At 54.5% G+C, this 13,776-nt stretch carries 13 protein-coding genes; 7 read left to right on the top strand and 6 right to left on the bottom strand.

Going from position 1 to position 13,776, the window contains the following annotated elements; genetic code table 11:
* Positions 1-137: 137 nt before the first annotated feature.
* From CMR03_RS01715 to CMR03_RS24915, 5 genes are all read left to right on the top strand, one after another.
* Positions 138-395 (top strand): hypothetical protein, encoded by a 258-nt coding sequence (locus CMR03_RS01715; RefSeq protein WP_096010563.1) that lies wholly within the window; start codon positions 138-140, stop codon positions 393-395.
* Between the two features lie 203 nt (positions 396-598).
* On the top strand, positions 599-1,144 hold the full coding sequence (gene cybB / locus CMR03_RS01710) for a cytochrome b561 (RefSeq protein ID WP_063879700.1): 546 nt from the start codon (positions 599-601) through the stop codon (positions 1,142-1,144).
* Positions 1,145-1,309: 165 nt separating this feature from the next.
* The gene (locus tag CMR03_RS01705; RefSeq protein WP_063879701.1) at positions 1,310-2,494 is read left to right on the top strand and encodes a sugar transporter; all 1,185 of its coding nucleotides are present in this window, start codon (positions 1,310-1,312) and stop codon (positions 2,492-2,494) included.
* 614 nt (positions 2,495-3,108) lie between these two features.
* Positions 3,109-3,432, top strand: coding sequence for a hypothetical protein (locus tag CMR03_RS01700; protein WP_063879702.1), 324 nt, complete (start codon positions 3,109-3,111; stop codon positions 3,430-3,432).
* A 56-nt stretch (positions 3,433-3,488) separates the two neighbouring features.
* The gene (locus CMR03_RS24915) at positions 3,489-3,587 is read left to right on the top strand and encodes a YoaK family small membrane protein (protein ID WP_015700245.1); all 99 of its coding nucleotides are present in this window, start codon (positions 3,489-3,491) and stop codon (positions 3,585-3,587) included.
* 2 nt (positions 3,588-3,589) lie between these two features.
* Here CMR03_RS24915 and CMR03_RS01695 read toward each other — a convergent pair whose 3' ends face one another.
* Together CMR03_RS01695 and CMR03_RS01690 are read right to left on the bottom strand one after the other, a co-directional pair.
* On the bottom strand, positions 3,590-3,856 hold the full coding sequence (locus CMR03_RS01695) for a DksA/TraR family C4-type zinc finger protein (RefSeq protein WP_063879703.1): 267 nt from the start codon (positions 3,854-3,856) through the stop codon (positions 3,590-3,592).
* A 102-nt stretch (positions 3,857-3,958) separates the two neighbouring features.
* Positions 3,959-5,554, bottom strand: coding sequence for an ABC transporter substrate-binding protein (locus CMR03_RS01690; protein ID WP_063879704.1), 1,596 nt, complete (start codon positions 5,552-5,554; stop codon positions 3,959-3,961).
* Positions 5,555-5,681: 127 nt separating this feature from the next.
* On the opposite strand from CMR03_RS01690, the gene pepT reads away from it, so the two are divergent.
* Positions 5,682-6,908: a peptidase T gene (pepT, locus tag CMR03_RS01685; protein WP_063879705.1), complete on the top strand. Its 1,227-nt coding sequence runs from the start codon at positions 5,682-5,684 to the stop codon at positions 6,906-6,908.
* Between the two features lie 61 nt (positions 6,909-6,969).
* On the opposite strand, the gene CMR03_RS01680 is transcribed toward pepT, so the two are convergent.
* Together CMR03_RS01680 and CMR03_RS01675 are read right to left on the bottom strand one after the other, a co-directional pair.
* Positions 6,970-8,640 (bottom strand): methyl-accepting chemotaxis protein, encoded by a 1,671-nt coding sequence (locus CMR03_RS01680; protein WP_096010562.1) that lies wholly within the window; start codon positions 8,638-8,640, stop codon positions 6,970-6,972.
* Positions 8,641-8,828: 188 nt separating this feature from the next.
* Positions 8,829-10,349, bottom strand: coding sequence for a carboxylesterase/lipase family protein (locus CMR03_RS01675; RefSeq protein ID WP_096010561.1), 1,521 nt, complete (start codon positions 10,347-10,349; stop codon positions 8,829-8,831).
* A gap of 172 nt (positions 10,350-10,521) precedes the next feature.
* On the opposite strand from CMR03_RS01675, the gene CMR03_RS01670 reads away from it, so the two are divergent.
* Positions 10,522-10,956 carry a DoxX family protein gene (locus CMR03_RS01670; protein ID WP_096010560.1) on the top strand — a complete coding sequence of 145 codons (435 nt, stop codon included), beginning with the start codon at positions 10,522-10,524 and terminating at the stop codon, positions 10,954-10,956.
* A 35-nt stretch (positions 10,957-10,991) separates the two neighbouring features.
* Here CMR03_RS01670 and hglS read toward each other — a convergent pair whose 3' ends face one another.
* Together hglS and CMR03_RS01660 are read right to left on the bottom strand one after the other, a co-directional pair.
* The gene (gene hglS / locus CMR03_RS01665; protein WP_096010559.1) at positions 10,992-12,332 is read right to left on the bottom strand and encodes a 2-oxoadipate dioxygenase/decarboxylase HglS; all 1,341 of its coding nucleotides are present in this window, start codon (positions 12,330-12,332) and stop codon (positions 10,992-10,994) included.
* A gap of 67 nt (positions 12,333-12,399) precedes the next feature.
* Positions 12,400-13,740, bottom strand: coding sequence for an MFS transporter (locus tag CMR03_RS01660; protein WP_096010558.1), 1,341 nt, complete (start codon positions 13,738-13,740; stop codon positions 12,400-12,402).
* Positions 13,741-13,776: the final 36 nt, after the last annotated feature.

Genomic DNA, 13,776 nt, shown 5'->3' with positions numbered 1-13,776 from the left:
TGCTGCCCGGAATATCTCCTGTACAAGAATTGTCCGTATTATCAGCGTGATTGCTGATTTCACGCGTTTCCCCGCTATACTCGTTTTGATCCCAAAGATTAATGTAATCTTTGAATTCACAGCAAAGGGGAGACCTAATGGCGCGTTACTATTACGTCAACAAACAATCAGGCTACAACAATAATCATGTTGTGCATGCAAATGGCTGTAAATACCTTCCGGACCTGGAAGGTCGGCTGTTTCTTGGCACGTTTTATTCGGCGACCGCCGCCATTCAGCAGGCGCGCAAATATTATCCCGGCTCTTTAGGCTGTGAGGAATGTTGCCCGGTGACCGCGGCTAAACCTCAGCCTGCCCAGGACAGTGTGGCGCTTAAGCACGGCGTCGATTTCTGATTACGCGCGCCCGTTTGACGTAACGATGGCGGTTCCTGGCCGCCATCCTCAACCACTCCCGTGTTGCCCTTCATATCGCCTCTCTCTGCTGCCTGACGCGGCCAATCATCCTTTCGTTATCCCAGCCAGAAGTGGTCAATTCGTTAAGCTTTTTCGCTTTTTTCCGTTATCTTAGAGCCCTTACTTTCTGACAGGGATTTACCATGCGTGATAAATTTGCCGCATCTCAAATTGCGCTTCACTGGCTTACCGTTTTGCTGCTCATCGTCGCCTATGCCACGATGGAACTGCGCGGCTATGTCGAACGCGGCTCCTGGCAGCGCTTTGCCATGATGGTGACGCACTTCAGCGCCGGGGCGACCATTCTGGTGGTGATGTTGTCGCGGTTGCTGCTGAAAATCCGTCATCGCAGTCCTGCAATTATTCCCCCGGTGCCGCGCTGGCAAACCGGCCTGGCCCACCTGACGCACACACTGATTTATGCGCTTTTCATTACCCTTCCGGTGCTGGGTCTGGCGTCGCGTTATCTGAAAGGACGTGAGTGGTGGTTATTTGGCATTCCGATGCCGATGGCCGGCGAGCCTGACTTTGATCTGGCGGACACACTGACCGACTGGCACGAGACGCTCGCTCCCTTAGGCTACTGGCTGATTGGCTTGCATGTGGCAGCGGCGCTGTTTCATCACTATGCCCTGAAAGATAATACGTTGCGGCGCATGATGCCCGGACAGCGTAATCGCCAGCCATAAACAGCGCCTGCAGGCGTCAGGCTAAAAAATTTCATCTTAATCGGCGCCTGGTGGTTCCACCCGGCGCTTAATTCCTCCACAATAACCGCTAAATTGTGACGCAGGTCACTCTCATGGGGTGAGCACTCTCATCCATTTTTGACGCACAGACTGATTTAACTTCTCATGCCATCAACAACTGTTTCCCGTAAAACGGCCTGGCTACGCGTGGTGCTGCTGGCCATTGCCGCTTTTGTTTTTAATACTACCGAGTTCGTGCCGGTGGGATTGCTTTCAGATATTGCTGCAGGCTTTTCGATGAAAACATCGGAAGTGGGCATTATGCTGACGATCTATGCCTGGGTGGTGGCCTTGTTGTCACTGCCTTTGATGCTGTTGACGCGAAATTTTGAGCGCCGGTTACTGTTAACGGTGCTGTTTAGCGTCTTTATTGCCAGCCATGTGCTCTCGACGTTTGCATGGAGCTTTAGCTCCCTGATCGTGTCACGTATTGGCATTGCGCTATCCCACGCCGTGTTCTGGTCCATTACGGCTTCGCTGGCCATTCGCGTTGCGCCTGCAGGTAAAAAGACCCAGGCGCTGAGCATGCTGGCGACCGGGACTGCGCTGGCGATGGTGCTGGGCGTGCCTATCGGCCGCATTGTGGGCCAGGCACTGGGCTGGCGTACCACATTCGGCGTGATCGGACTGTCTGGATTGGTGCTGATGATTATGCTTGTCCGCATATTGCCCCGACTGCCCAGCGAGCACACGGGATCGCTCAGCAGCGTTCCGCTGCTGTTCCGCCGTCCGGCGCTGGTGGGAATGTATCTGCTGGTGACGTTGGTGGTGACCGCGCACTACACCGCTTACAGCTACATTGAGCCCTTTATGCAGCTCGTCGCCAACGCCAGCGAGGGGTTCACGACGTTACTGCTGCTGCTGTTTGGTTCGGCGGGCATTGTCGGCAGCCTGTTGTTCAGCTCGCTGGGTAAAAAATTCCCCTCTGCACTGCTGATTGCCGCTATTGCCCTGGTGACCCTGTGCATGGGGCTGTTAATCTTCGCGGCTGTCCGCCCTGGGGCTATCATTACCCTGTGCGTGATTTGGGGAATGGCCATGATGATGATCGGCCTGGGGATGCAAATCCGCGTGCTGTCTCTGGCCCCTGATGCCACGGATGTGGCGATGTCATTAATGTCCGGTATTTATAATATCGGCATCGGCGCGGGTGCGCTGTTAGGCAGTCAGGTTAGCGCTTATATGAGTCTGTCTGATGTGGGTAATGTGGGGGCGATGATTGGTCTGGCCGCACTATTATGGTGTGTCTATATTTTCAAACGTTATCCGCAGTTACGTTCTAATGGCTGATAATAACAGGCTTCAGATTTTATCTGGAGCCTGATGTTATTTACTGCTCCCCGTCACGCTCGTCTCAAATAAGATCACAGACCGCGCGACGTAAAACTCCGGTCCCCTTCTATGCCCTGCTAAATAGCCGCTTATCAGGGTGAATCATTCTGACGTCCCGCGAAATAGCGCTGGGTTCCGCCTCACCGAAAACGCTCAGTTGCTGAACAGTCATGCACCGTCCAGCCTGACGTACCGGACACCGGTCTGGCTGAAGTAACGCGTCTGGCGGAAGTAAGTCCCCGGCCCTGTTTACCCGCCCATCGACGATAAAATGCCCCCTGAAAATACCTGCAATCCTTAAGCTTATATTCTTAGCCCTTTTTATGGTCGTTACGCCCAGCGGTGCAGGATCAACAGGTTTAAACGTGTTGTATTAAATGCTTAATTAAAATGCATCGCTCATTGATCAAGGAACGTATCGCGCATTGATTTAGGCCAATAGAATTTAACCTGCGGGTTATAAAGCCCGTCGGTTACTACGCAGAACTTAATATCACATCAATAATCTCAACACTTCCATTACATCTGTTTACCCCGTATAACAGAGAAAATAATTAACGTCAGGTGTCATGATGACGAGAAAATGGTTAACGCTCTATTTATCGCGCAACGTCAGCCAGGTGATGCTGGAAGACTTTCGGGCAATTTTACCCGCGGATGGGTTGAAAATTTTTGTTAATGACTTAGACGACACACACCATGCCACAGTAGAATGTGTTCAGGCCGAGGATTCATGCGCACTCATCGCCTCTGCCGTTGTCGTGTGGCGTCAACTGGGCCATATCCACACGATGATGTACACCAAAGGCGAGCTGCAGCGTTCGGTTAATGAAGCGACCCAGTTTGAGCTGTTTACGTTGCTGAAGAACCATCGCGCCGTGCTACGGCTGGCGTAGCTCAGGAATAACAGTGTCCCTGAATATTCATCCCTAACAACCCTGACAGGATAAACATGAGAATTGGTCTGTTGTTCCCCATCGCTATCATCGTGGCCGGTATCGGTTTTCTCGCCTGGTTTATTGGCAGTGGCCTGGCCATGCCGGGCTCCTGAGCTTAACGTAGCTGGCTGTCTTTACTGCCGCGACGGTTATACAGACTGCTGTCTTTTTGTTGCTTATCGATTTTTTCCTGACAGGCGACACAGTAGCGCACGCCTTTCAGTGCCTGACGACGCGCAGCCGGAATCGGCTCACCGCAAAGTTCACACTCTGTCGCGCTTTCTCCCTGGCCAAGCGACTGACGTACGCGTTCAATACCGTCGTTGACCGTACTGTCGATCTGTTCCTGTACCGCCCCTTCTGAAGCCCAACCGTTTGCCATTGCCATTTCCTTACTTCGTATCAAACACCTCTTAAATGTACAACATATCTGATATTTTGCAGGCAAAACGGCGCACGTCCCTGTGAGCCTGCTCAGCATGGGTTACTGTTTAATATCGACCTGATAAAAGATGTGTTTGCCAAAAGGATCGACTTCATAGCCGCTGACCGTATTACGGACTGGCTCGTAAATGGTCGAGTGCGCAATCATGACGGCAGGCATTTGATCATGCATCATCTGCTGTGCCTGCAGGTACATGCTGGTCCTTTTACTTTGATCCGGTTCGGCCCGCGCCTGGGTGATCAGCGTTTCAAACGGCTGATAGCACCATTTTGAAGAGTTTGAACCGCCTTTCGCCGAGGTACAGCTGTAGAGCGGCCCGAAAAAGTTATCAGGATCGCCCGTCGCAGTGGTCCAGCCCATCAGCGCGGCCTGATGTTCGCCGCTGCGCACGCGTTTAAGGTATTCACCCCATTCATAACTGACGATATTGGCTTTAATGCCAACTTTGGCCCAGTCAGCCTGAATCATCTCCGCCATCCTGCGCGCGTTGGGATTGTAAGGGCGCTGAACCGGCATTGCCCACAGCGCGATTTCCGTACCCGGCTTTACGCCGGCCTCTGCCAGCAGTGCTTTTGCCTTTTCTGGATCGTAGTCATAATCCTTAAGATCCTTGTCCGCGCTCCATACACCCGGCGGAAGGATGTTTTTGGCAACCGTACCTGTGCCTTTAAAAATCGCCTCAATGATGGCCGGCTTGTTTATCGCCATAGCCAGCGCCTGGCGGACTTTCACATTATCTGTCGGCGCTTTGGTGGTATTAAACGCCAGGAACCCCGTGTTCAATCCTGCCGCCTGCTTCAGGGTAATGTCCTTGTTCTGCCGCATTTTTTCGAGATCGGCCGGATTCGGGAACGGCATCACCTGACACTCATTTTTTTCCAGCTTGGCATAACGGACCGCCGCATCAGGCGTGATGCTGAAAATCAGCCGATCAAGTTTGGCTTTTCCCTGCCAGTAGTCAGGAAACGCCTTATACAGAATGCGTGAGTCTTTTTGATACTGAACCAACTGGAAAGGCCCGGTACCGATCGGGTCCATATCGACCTTCTCAGGCGTGCCCGCCTTCAGCATTTTGTCAGCGTATTCAGCAGAGTGGATGGAGGCAAAATACCAGGCCAGATCGGCAAGAAAAGGGGCTTCAGGATGAGCCAGCGTAAAACGCACGGTATGGTCATCTACGCGATCGATGTGGGTGATGAGCGTCGCCAACTCCAGGCTGTCAAAGTTGGAATAGTTGCCACCCGATACCGCATGATAGGGATTTTTACTGTCCATCTGGCGCATAAAAGAGAAGATCACATCATCCGCGTTAAACGCGCGGCTGGGCGTAAACAGCTTATTACTCTGGAATTTGACGTTATGACGCAGATGGAAGGTATAAACCTTACCGTCGGGACTGATGTCCCACCGCTCTGCCAGGCTCGGAATCAGTTCCGTTGTGCCAGGCTTAAAATCTACCAGGCGGTTGAATACCGGCACTGCGCTGGCATCCACGCTGGTTCCCGAGGTGTAAAGTTGCGGATTAAAGTTCTCCGGGGAGCCTTCTGAGCAGTACACCAACGTTTTCGCATTGACGCCGCTCGCCAGAGCAATACCCGCAGTAAGCAGTGCCAGGGTCGTTAGCCTGTTTCTCATTATTGTCCTCGCTTTCTGTTGACTTCCGTTAGTCAGAATATCTAAATGAATTATTTAGATGTTTGATAGATAGCATGAATCTCCACCATAGCGAACCCCGCAGTACGTCAACTAATAAGGATTAGTGATGACCGACAAACTTCAGACGCAACTGATCACGCGTTTTTTTCGTTACCTGGCGGTAAGCAGCCAAAGTGATGCCAGGTCGAGCACATTGCCGAGTACCCCGAGTCAGCACGCGATGGCGAAGCTCCTGGCGGACGAATTGCGCGAGCTGGGCCTTGAGCAGGTTGTGATTGATGAACATGCCACAGTGACCGCGGTAAAACCGGGCAACTGCCCCGGCGCGCCTCGCATTGGGTTTATTACGCACATCGATACGGTTGACGTCGGGCTGTCCCCTGACATTCATCCACAGATCCTGACCTGGCAAGGAGAAGATCTCTGCCTGAACCCGCAACAGGACATCTGGCTGCGTCGGGATGCGCATCCGGAGATCGCGCCCTACACCGGTCAGCCGATCATTTTCAGCGACGGCACCAGCGTATTAGGGGCGGATAATAAAGCGGCGGTGAGCGTCGTCATGACGCTGATGGAGAATTTACAGGGCAAACATGGCGATGTGGTGGTGGCGTTCGTCCCGGACGAGGAGATCGGCCTGCGCGGGGCTAAAGCGCTGGATCTTGAAGCCCGCTTTAACGTGGATTTTGCCTGGACGATTGACTGCTGTGAACTGGGAGAAGTGGTGTATGAGAACTTCAACGCGGCCGCAGCGGAAATCCGCTTTACCGGCGTACCGGCGCATCCGATGTCGGGGAAAGGCGTGCTGGTTAACCCCTTGCTGATGGCCCACGATTTTATCAGCCACTTCGACAGACAGGCGACGCCGGAACATACAGAGGGCCGTGAAGGCTATATCTGGTTTAACGAAATGCAGGCCAACGCCAGTGTTGCAACGCTTAACGCATCGATTCGCGATTTCGATCTGACAAGTTTTGCGGCACGAAAACAGCAGCTTCAACAGGTTGTCGAGCTTATCGCCGCACGCTATCCCACGGGCAAGGTAGAGATGACCGTTCGCGATATTTACAGCAACATTAGCAACGCTATTGGTGACGATCGTCGGGCCGTTGATCTGATTTTTGCTGCCCTGCGCGAACTGGATATTGCGCCCAAAGTGATCCCTATGCGTGGCGGTACCGATGGTGCAGCGCTTTCTGCCAAAGGATTATTAACACCGAACTTCTTTACGGGCGCGCATAACTTTCATTCACGCTTCGAGTTTCTGCCCGTCACCTCGTTTGTGAAGTCCTATCAGGTGGCAGAGAAGCTGTGCTATCTGGCAGCGGAATAGTTCATCAGGAAGGCCGTTGTAAAACACCGCCTTCGCGATGAAGGCGGTGCACAGGTTTCGCTTAGAAGGTTACCCAGTCGCCGTTATCCGCGGTGGCGGTTTTCGGCTGAAGAGGTGCCGATGGGCTGGCCGGTGTTGATGGCGGTTTTCGGCTGGTCACGAGTGCCGCTGGCGCATCACTGGACAAACGGAACTGCGCCACCGAGGCCTGCAGGGCTTCCGTTTGCAGGGCCAGCGCACTGGCAGCGGCAGACACTTCTTCGACCAGCGCGGCGTTTTGCTGCGTCACGCTGTCCATTTCGGTCACCGCCGTGCCGACCTGCGAAATGCCTTTGCTTTGTTCTTCTGAGGCCTCGGCGATTTGCTTCATGATCGCATCTACATCCTGAACCGACTTCAGGATACCGCTCATGGTGCCGCCGGTGGTGCTGACCAATTGGGCGCCCTTTTCCACGCGCTCAACCGAATCGGCAATCAGGCTGGCGATCTCTTTCGCTGCACCGGCGCTGCGTTGCGCCAGGTTTCTGACTTCACTGGCTACTACCGCAAAGCCACGGCCCTGTTCGCCGGCACGGGCAGCTTCCACTGCGGCGTTGAGCGCCAGAATATTGGTCTGGAAAGCAATGCTGTTGATGACGTTGGTGATCTCTGCAATTTTCTTCGAACTGTCAGAGATGCCGTTCATGGTGGTCACCACTTCACCCACCAGGCTGCCGCCCTGTTTCGCCGTTACCGTTGCCGCTTCGGTCAGCGTGCTGGCCTGGCGCGCATTTTCCGCATTAAATTTCACGGTCGCCGTCAGTTGTTCCATACTGGCTGCGGTTTGCTCCAGCGCGGCGGCCTGCTCTTCGGTGCGGGATGACAGATCGTTATTACCAATCGAAATCTCGGCGGCACCGCGTGAAATATTTTCCGTACCGCTGCGAATAGCACTGACGGCTTCGCGCAGACTGTCCTGCATGGCGCTCAACAGCGGCACCAGTTTACCGACGCAGTTACGGCCCATATCCTCGACGGGTTTGCTCAGGTCGCCTTTGGCAATCACTGAAAAATGTTCGCGGATTTTTTCCAGCGGCTTGACCAGCATTTTGACCAGATAACGGTCGGTAAACAGCAGAATCAGCAAGCCAATCACCACCGTGACTGAAATCATTGTTTTCGTCATCGCGGTCAGACGATCGACTTCGACGCGCGTTTGCCCCAGTTTTACGCTGGCCACTTTATTGAAGTTTTCAGTGCTGGCACCGAAGGCACGGCTCAGGGCGGGCGTGACGTCATTCGCCTGTTGGCGATAAACATCCAGCGAATCCTGACGGGCACGCTGAAGCTGAACAGTAACGCCCTGGTCGAGCAATTTTTGCCATTTATCAATCACGTCATTGGCAACGGCAGGGTCCATCGGGCCAGGAGAAAGCTGTTTAAACAGGGTTAACTGCTGAGACATGCTGTCTAATGCCTGTTGTACGGGTGCAAAAGCCTCATCGTTTTGCGCCACACCGGCCGTTTTTTTCTCCATTACGCGCGACAAACGCGTGATCATACGAAAATACTGATCGTTACCTTTACTCAACGCGGTCATCTGCTCAACGATATGGCGGTCGACATCATTGCCGTCACTTAATGACGTAAGTGAATGAATGGTGAACAGACCGATACCGCTCCACAGCAGGCAAAACAGCCCGAGTATCGTCAGCATTACCGCGCGAATAGTGAAATTTTTAAGCATACCCATACTGAAATCCCTTAAACGTTAACCCGTAAAACCGGGCGTATGGGATATATCGGCAGAAAAGCCGAAAATGTAACGGTATTGTTATACTTTTTTATGCGGTCACGGCTGCGTGGCAAGAAATCATAGCGTGCTGTGAAAATCAGGCCCGGCGGTGGGCGCAAGTGCATCCGGTACTGACGAATCTGGCCCTACAGCCGCACCATTCGCGCCATCATCAGGCGAAACAGAGACAGGCGGCGACGCATAAAGCCCCGCAGCAGCCTGAATGACGCCTTACCCTCGCCACCAAGTGACATTGTCATGTCACTGTCTGCACGCCAGATGGGCCATGAGCGTTCTCCTTCAAGCTGCGTCGTCTTACTGTTAACGTCGCGGGCGAAGCGGAACCAGTAGTCGCTAACCTGCTGCGCAAAGGCGCGGTCTGCAGCCGTGAAGCAGCGGTCTTCACTGATTACGGGCATGTTCTCAAGGGTATTCATCACGTAGGGAATTTCATTACCGTGCCAGGTGCCGTGCGGATAGAGATCCCGGGCATTTTCAGAGACGTAATCAAACCAGTAACGCCAGCCCGGCATAGCGACTTTTTGCTGTGCCCGCATCACCAGCCAGGGAAGAAGCGTAAAGGTCATATCGCGTGCTGCGGCACGCCCGAGCAGCGCATCCTGCTCAACACGGTAAATCCACTTCAGCACACGATAGCTCAACCGGTTTTGGCGGCGAATCCGATCTACCACGGTGGCGGCATCGACGCCGAAATACTCCAGCACACTGGCCTCGTCGCTGTTGCTCCCTGCCATCAGCGGCAGGGGATGCTGGCGTCCGGCCATAAAGGTCTCCAGCACAGGGGCAGGCAGAACCGCATCGCCCGCGATAGCAACCGGGCCGAGTCCATAGCGGCTGTCCAGGGCCCAAAAGGCATCGGCAGGCAGCGCGCGGAGCTGTTCCATGCTGGCATCAGCGGGTAAACCCAAACCGGTGGCGACCTTCACCCCTTTCTTAAGCGCCGCAGCGCGGGGAACGTCAGGCAGGCTGTAGGCACTTTGCACTATCCCTTTGTGGAAAAGACCAGCCGCCAGCGGTGAGCAGCAGAGTGATAACACGCTACGTGCGCCCGAGGATTCACCGAATAGCGTAACGTTACTGGCATCGCCGCCAAAGGCGTGAATGTGCTGCTGTACCCATTTTAATGCCGCGATCTGATCCAGCAGGGCAAAATTATGAAGTGTGCCGCTCGCCGCCTGCTCCTTTTCCATCGCCGGATGCGCAAAAAAGCCCAGATGGCCCAGTCGGTAGTTAATCGTGACGATCACCGCCCCGCGTGAGGCCAGCGGTTTGCCATTATAGGGTGCCAGACCACCCGAACCGATCGTGAAACCGCCACCGTGCAGCCACACCATCACCGGCAAGGGTTTTTCTGGTCGCAGCTCTGGCGTCCAGACATTCAGGTAAAGACAGTCCTCGCTGAAATCACCGGGATCGCCCCCGCCCATGGCAAGACAATAGTCGCGGTTCTGCCAGCTCGCGGCAGAAAAGTGCAGCGCGCGTCGTACGCCCTGCCAGGGTAGCACCGGCTGGGGCGCACGCCAGCGTTGTTCCCCCACTGGCGGTGCAGCGTAGGGAATGCCTTTAAACACGAAGATGCCCTCATCAATGCCGCCCTGCAGCTCTCCGTCAGCGAGGGTGATCTTCAGGCTCTTTTCATTTTTCATGCGTTGTTCCTTGTCTGCGTCCGCTGTCATTATTTCAGGCAATTTGCCGTTGTCCAGAAAGGGGAACGGTAAATACGCCTAAAACGCACCGGTTACGCACGCCGTCGTTGACCGCTACCCGCGAACGTGTGTTTAGTACAGCGTATCGTTTAACCCGTTAGAGGAACGGAAAATGTTCAGTGGTATCAATCAACTTTTTGTTCGAATGACCGATCATCCTGATTTTGGCAAGCTGTTGTTACGTTTGACGTTAGGTGGATTACTGCTGTTTCACGGTGAGTTCAAGCTGGTACACGGCGTGGGCTGGATTGCTCACCTGCTGCGACAGCACGGCCTGCCGGGCTTTCTTGCCTGGGGCGCATGGCTGGGTGAAATAGTTGCTCCGCTCATGCTGATTGTGGGATTCATGACGCGGCCTGCGGCGTTTATTATTGCGGTAAATATGGTGGTGGCGACGCTGCTGGTAAAAACCGGGGCGGTCTGGCACCGCACGGACGTGGGAGCCTGGGCGCTGGAAACCGAAGCGCTATTCCTGCTGGGAGCCTTTATCATTATGTTGCTGGGCCCGGGGAAATATACGCTGATACGCGATTCCCGGTTGCAGTAGCTGAGTAAATCGGGGCGATAGCCGCCCCGATATTGTTATGCCTGTATACCACACAGCTGTAGTGAGGCTTGTTGTCGTGCGGCGTACAGCGCCATTTCGTCCAGTACGGCACAACCCAGTGCGGTTTCAAAGCTGCTGCGGCTTGCCTGACCCGCAGAACGCGCCTGCGTTTTATCCCCAAGGTTAGACTGAAAAATACCTGCCGCACTCACCGGCAGAAAATCCTCATAAATAATGGGATCGGCCAGCACCCGGCCCTGGTCGATCAGGCTATCCAGTGATTCACCGTGCCGAGGCGGTTCCGCCTGCCCCTTGTCACTGAGGCGATAATGAAACCAGGCGAGTCCCGCCTGGCGCAGTTGCGTTTCGTTATCCGGGAAAGCCTGAAATACGGCGGTCAACTGCTGCTGATGCTGTTGATTGTCAGCCCCGCTACCGGCCTCATTCAGCAGCCGATCGTAAAGCGCGCGCCCTTGCGGCGTTAAGGCGGCACCGCGCTGTTCAATCTCACCAAAACGCGCAGTGTGGGTGCCCTGATAGCCATCTTTGAAAACCACAGGTTCTTCCAGCGCTTTAAAACTGGTCTGACGCAGTAAAATGGGGACGCTGCGCCGTGGTGGGCCTTCAATAACCGCTTTGGGATCGATACCGCGTGTCGGCATTAACGCCTGGACGCGGTCAATGTCCAGCGTGCGTGGCGTAAGATGGTTGATATGACAGGCAGGGAAACACACCACGTCGGCAATCAACCGGTGTTGCTGATTGAGCGCCTGATAGGTTTTACTCTCAACGAGGCTGTGTGAGTGCCAGCGAAAGGTTTCTAACGCCTCGTCGATAAACTGCTGCGCCTGCGCCTCGGTCAGTCCGCCCTGCTGCTGATGCTGTTTAATCAACGCGCGGCAGCCTGCGGTGAAAATATCCCGCGAAGCCAGAATAGTTGTGGCTTCGTCGCGCAGCGCCTGATCCTCGATGAGTTCCAGTCGCAGTAATGAGGTGAAGATACGGAAGGGATTGCGCCGCAGTGCCTCGTCATCAATGGGACGAAAAGCGGTTGAGTGAACCGGCACGCCCGCCTGAGAAAGGTCGTAATAGCCTACCGGGAGCATGCCCATCACAGCGAACATCTGGCGCAACATGGCCAGCTCTTCAGCACTGCCGACGCGAATCGCGCCGTGACGTTCCAGGTTTAAACGGCTCATCTCATCAGCCTGGGTTAAGCGTTGCTGCAATGCACTATCTGCCGCCAGCGTATCCTGATTAACCTCTTTGACTAACTGCATCAGCGTGCCGTAGAGCGGCACCTCTTGCTGATACATGTCCGACATTGCCCTTGAAAAGCCGGTACGGATGGCATCCGCACTTAAAAAGTTATCCATAATAACCACCTGACAGCGTGAGCGTTGCAGCTACTGTAATCCAACGCGTTGTCGCCAGCGGAAAATATCATGAATTTGTGATCGGCTTAAAACCATAACGGTTTTTAATCACCAGCATTATCGTCGTGAGCACGGCCGGAATCGCCAGCAGTAAAAAGATCAGGTTGAAAGACCAGCCCAGCGTCAGCATTTCGGCTCCCACAAACGCGCTCAGGATGGCACCAAGTCGTCCAACACCGTGCATCCAGCTGCAGCCGGTCGCGCGGGCATGAGTGGGATAATAGCTGGCTGATAAGGCATTCATGCCGGTGTTGGCCCCGTTAAAACAGAAGCCGCTAAAAAAGGCAATGCTACTCATTATGGTGACCTGTGCCGGTGAGAACCCTAACGCCACAATGGCAATGCCACCGCAAAAGTAGATGACGGCCAACGCCAGGTTGGCATTGAACCGGTCCATCAACCATCCGGCAAATAAGGAACCCAGCGTGCCGCCCGCTTGATACATCGCAGTAATAATCGCGGCCTGGGTAACGGTCATCCCCTGCTTGCTCACCAAAGAAGGCAGCCAGCTGCCTATCAAATAGACCAGAAACAGCCCCATAAAATAGCCGCCCCACAGCATCAGGCTGCCGGTGCGATAACGAGGGGAAATCACCGTCGCGATGGCATTCTTTTCAGGCAGCGCAGCGTCCGCTTCAGAGGCGTGAAACTGGCTATGCGAGTGGGTGCTGCCGGGGATAATACGTTCCAGAATGGTTCGGATGCGTTCTGCTGGCGCACCCCGGCTAATGAGGAAACGCACGGATTCAGGAAGCTGCTTTACTAATACCGGCAGCACCAACAGCGGCAGAATGCCGCCTAATAACAGGACGGAATGCCAGTTGTAGCGCGGCAACAGCCAGGACGCGGCAAATCCGCCACTGGCTGCACCAAAGGTGAAGCCGCAGAATACCACGGTGATAATAAACGAGCGTCGGCGTTCAGGGGCATATTCAGCAACCAGCGTGCTGACGTTCGGCATGGCTGCGCCCAGCCCCAGCCCGGTCAAAAAGCGGAACAGTACCATCTGTTCAATGGAATGGGAAAACGCGGTGGCCAGCGTCCACAGGCCGAAAAAAAGCACGCTGAAAATAATCATTAAGCGACGGCCAAAACGGTCAGCCAGCGGCCCGGCAACCATTGCGCCCAGCGCCAGGCCGATGAGTGCCGCGCTGATCACCACGCCCAACTGCGAATTGGTCACGTTCCAGGCCGTTTTCAGCGAGGGGGCGATGAATCCCATAATGGCGATATCCATGCCATCGAGGGCGACCACGATAAAACAGAGGACAATCAATCGAATTTGGCCACCGCTCAGGCTACCCTGATTGATTAACCGGCGAACATCTACCGCCTCAACGCTGCTCACGGGCAACCTCTCCTTAACGAAATAAACCATCAGTTT

This window comes from Pantoea allii, from assembly GCF_002307475.1.
Classification (GTDB): Bacteria; Pseudomonadota; Gammaproteobacteria; order Enterobacterales; family Enterobacteriaceae; genus Pantoea; species Pantoea allii.
The sequence above is the reverse complement of the archived record's forward strand: the minus strand, read 5'-3'. Positions and strand labels throughout refer to the sequence as shown.

Bases quoted from the DNA above. Each gene is read 5' to 3' on its own strand.
- CMR03_RS01700 (WP_063879702.1), top strand. From the start codon at position 3,109: ATGACGAGAAAATGGTTAACGCTCTATTTATCGCGCAACGTCAGCCAG.
- hglS (WP_096010559.1), bottom strand. From the start codon at position 12,332: ATGGATAACTTTTTAAGTGCGGATGCCATCCGTACCGGCTTTTCAAGG.
- CMR03_RS01670 (WP_096010560.1), top strand. From the start codon at position 10,522: ATGTTCAGTGGTATCAATCAACTTTTTGTTCGAATGACCGATCATCCT.
- CMR03_RS24915 (WP_015700245.1), top strand. From the start codon at position 3,489: ATGAGAATTGGTCTGTTGTTCCCCATCGCTATCATCGTGGCCGGTATC.
- cybB (WP_063879700.1), top strand. From the start codon at position 599: ATGCGTGATAAATTTGCCGCATCTCAAATTGCGCTTCACTGGCTTACC.
- CMR03_RS01695 (WP_063879703.1), bottom strand. From the start codon at position 3,856: ATGGCAAACGGTTGGGCTTCAGAAGGGGCGGTACAGGAACAGATCGAC.
- pepT (WP_063879705.1), top strand. From the start codon at position 5,682: ATGACCGACAAACTTCAGACGCAACTGATCACGCGTTTTTTTCGTTAC.
- CMR03_RS01690 (WP_063879704.1), bottom strand. From the start codon at position 5,554: ATGAGAAACAGGCTAACGACCCTGGCACTGCTTACTGCGGGTATTGCT.
- CMR03_RS01680 (WP_096010562.1), bottom strand. From the start codon at position 8,640: ATGGGTATGCTTAAAAATTTCACTATTCGCGCGGTAATGCTGACGATA.
- CMR03_RS01715 (WP_096010563.1), top strand. From the start codon at position 138: ATGGCGCGTTACTATTACGTCAACAAACAATCAGGCTACAACAATAAT.
- CMR03_RS01705 (WP_063879701.1), top strand. From the start codon at position 1,310: ATGCCATCAACAACTGTTTCCCGTAAAACGGCCTGGCTACGCGTGGTG.
- CMR03_RS01675 (WP_096010561.1), bottom strand. From the start codon at position 10,349: ATGAAAAATGAAAAGAGCCTGAAGATCACCCTCGCTGACGGAGAGCTG.